Raw genomic sequence first — 2957 nt, forward strand, 5'->3', positions numbered from 1 at the left:
GCCACCCTGCTCGAGGGCCACACCCAGATTCACCTCGCTCAACGGCTGGCGCGGGTCGGCCTGCACCGCCTGCCGGTACGCGCTCACCGCACTCGCCATATCACCACGGGCGGCGTGCGTGAGGCCGAGGTTGAGCAGGAGCGGGGCAGCCGCGGGGGTCACCTCCAGCGCGGCCTGGTAGGCGGCGATCGCCTGGTCGTACCGCCCCGACTCCCGGGCCGCGTCGCCCAGCCCGCCAAGCACGGTCGCCCAACGGCGCCGCAGGGCATCACGCGTGGGCGCGTCCGCGGGACGCTCGAGCTGCTCGGTGAGCACTCGGCGCACCCGACGCTCCTGCCCGCGGGTGTAGTGCAACGTGGCGAGTGCCAGCGCGCGTACATCGAGGTCGCTGCTGCCGGCCAGCTCGATGAGCGCGTCATCGAGGGATGCCGGTACCTGCGCCATGCGCGGCGCGGCAAAACGCTCGAGCCACTCGGCCAGACCCGCTACCTGCGCCATGGCGTGGCGCGAACGCGGCTGCAGCAGCAGCGGCGTGGCCTTCGATACATCCGACTCGCCGCGAGCGGCCAGCACGCCAGCCACGGCCGCCTCGTGCGGCTTGATGCTGCCCCACCACGCCGCGGACTGCTGCGTCAGCTGCTGCACGCTCTTCTCGGTGTGGCACGACTTGCACGACCCGACGAGCCCGAGCGACGAATCGATGGCCGGTCGAGGAATGGCGATGGTGTGATCGCTGCGCCCGTACTTGATGGCGCGTCCGAGCTCGTGCTGCTGCTCGTACGGCATGTGGCACGAGACGCAGTTGCTCCCCTTGCTCCCCGGCGCATGCTTCGTGTGCTGTTGCACGTTGTCGCGCTTGCTCGCGTGACAACTCGTGCACTGCCGGTCGTCCACGCGTCCGGGAATGGGCTCGCCATCCACCGTGCGATAGCCCTGCGTGTGCGGATCGTGACAGCTCGTGCAGGTCATGCCGCCATTGCGATAGCAGTCGCTCGCGTAGTGCCCCTCCTGATAGGCGAAGGTGCGCGTGCGGCCATCGGGCGTGAACGGCTTGTCGCCGAGCTGCGACAGCGCCACGGAGTAGAACTGCGTGAGCTGCGCGCCGGGCACGTACCCGTTCTCAAGTCGCGTCTTGAGGGCGTGGCACCCCATGCACGTGCCGACGCTGCGATCCTTGTCGAGCGTGGCCAGCGCCTCGAGCCCGATGTCGGCGCTCGTGCTCCCCTGTTGCATGAGCTTCACGTGGCGCGCCGCGGGCCCATGGCAGCTCTCACAGTTGACCGCGAAGGTGGCCACCTGGCTCTTCCACTGCTGCTTCGCCGCATCGTACGCCACGGTGATGTTGCTGCCGTGGCAACTCTGGCAATTACTGAAGCGCGGCTCGTCGCCGAGTACGCGCATCGGGGGCCAGTCGCCGCACTCGGCAAGGCGCATGGTGGCGCGAATGGGTTGCCACCCCTTATCGGTTCGCGTGCCGGTGTTGCAGAACCAGGTGTTGCTGCTCTTGCTCCAGTCGAAGGGCAAAAAGCGAATGGTGCCGTCGCTCCAGTTGGTGACGTATCCCTGCGTACCGCCGCCCGCCATGTGTCCGCCGCCGATCACGCCGTCCACGGCGTACGCCGTATCGGCTTCTCCGGCGCGCTGCACCACGAACTCGTAGCGGCCACCGCGATTGCGCGGAATCACGGTGGCGTCGGCGAAGCGGATGGGCGCGCCGTTGAAGGGCGCAATCACGGCGACGGGATTGCTGCGGCTCCCCGGCACGCCGCCGGCCGTGCCGTGCGTGGACGCACTCCATTGCTTCGACTGCTCGGCGTGGCAGGAGACGCAGCTCGCGTTACCGGCGAAGGCTTCGGCGGTTGGTGCTGAGGGGGTAGAAAGGGCGACCGTCGTGAGTGGCGCGCCGTCGGTGCTGCCCGAGCTGTCCGTCGACGTGCACGCGCTGAGCACGAGCATCGCGGTGACCGCCAACCACGGAAGCTTGAGAGGCGGAAGCTTGAGGGGCGGGATATTGAACCACGGGAACTGCCTCTTCATCGGGCAGCTCCGTCGCGGCTCCACGCGGGACCCTGACACTGGCAGAGGGTGCGGATGTACCCGACCAGCGCGCGGATCTCCGTGGAGCCGAGCGCGCCGCCGAAGGCGGGCATGCGGTGATGTTTGTTCATGATCGCGCCGCCGGCTTCGATGGTATCGAACAGGGCATCGTCGCTGCGCGCGCTCATCGCCTTGGCGTCGGCGTGCCTGGCGGGTGGCACCGGCAGCGCCTTCGCGTTGGGGCCGTCGCCCTTGCCGGTGGGGCCGTGACAGCCGGCGCACCACTGCGCGTAGAGTTGTTTGCCGTCGGCTGGGGCACTGGTCGGATTCGCAGTGGCGGTACGCACGATTTTTGTGGTGTCACCGCCGAGATAGCGCACGATGAGCGTGCGCTCCGCGGCCGGCATGCGCGTGCGGGGCATGCTCGCGCCCGGCTTGGTGTGCTGGGGATCGCTCACCATCATCGCGATGTAGGCCGCGTCGCGCCGCGTTCGTACGTCGTCGAGTTTCGGCGCGAGCACGCCGCCTTCGCCCTTCAGTTGATGGCAGCCAAGGCAACTGTGTTTGTCGCGCAGCAAACGCTCGGCTTTCTGGGTGGCGAAGGCCGAGAGTGGTTGCGCCGCGGCCACGGCTGGCAACACGGAGGCAGTGAGGAACAGCGAGGCCCGGAGGAGTGCGCGGTGCACGACGGTGGACCTTACTTCTTCTTCACCGGCGGGTCGTCCATGCGCGCGCCGGTCCAGATGACCGCGCTGCCACAGCCGTTGCGCGTCTGAAACTGCAGCGGAATGCTCGCCACGCGGCTGTACAGCTCGATGGCGCGCACGTCTTTGGGGTTGATGATGTTGTCGAGGTCACCGTCCTCGATGCTCACGTACAGCCCATTGAGGAAGATGGCCGGGGCACAGTCACCGGTGATG

General features: G+C 68.3%; 3 protein-coding genes. All 3 read right to left on the bottom strand.

All coding sequences use genetic code 11. The features are described from left to right. A partial coding sequence (locus ACIQ6O_RS15615; RefSeq protein WP_396208701.1) for a tetratricopeptide repeat protein occupies positions 1-2037 on the bottom strand: 2037 nt, incomplete at its 3' end. Further along, complete coding sequence (locus tag ACIQ6O_RS15620; RefSeq protein WP_396208702.1) at positions 2034-2723, bottom strand: c-type cytochrome; 690 nt, start codon at positions 2721-2723, stop codon at positions 2034-2036. The genes ACIQ6O_RS15620 and ACIQ6O_RS15615, both read right to left, overlap by 4 nt. 11 nt (positions 2724-2734) lie before the next feature. After that, a partial coding sequence (locus ACIQ6O_RS15625) for a hypothetical protein (RefSeq protein ID WP_396208703.1) occupies positions 2735-2957 on the bottom strand: 223 nt, incomplete at its 5' end.

Source organism: Gemmatimonas sp., from assembly GCF_044345575.1.
Taxonomy (GTDB): Bacteria; Gemmatimonadota; Gemmatimonadetes; order Gemmatimonadales; family Gemmatimonadaceae; genus Gemmatimonas.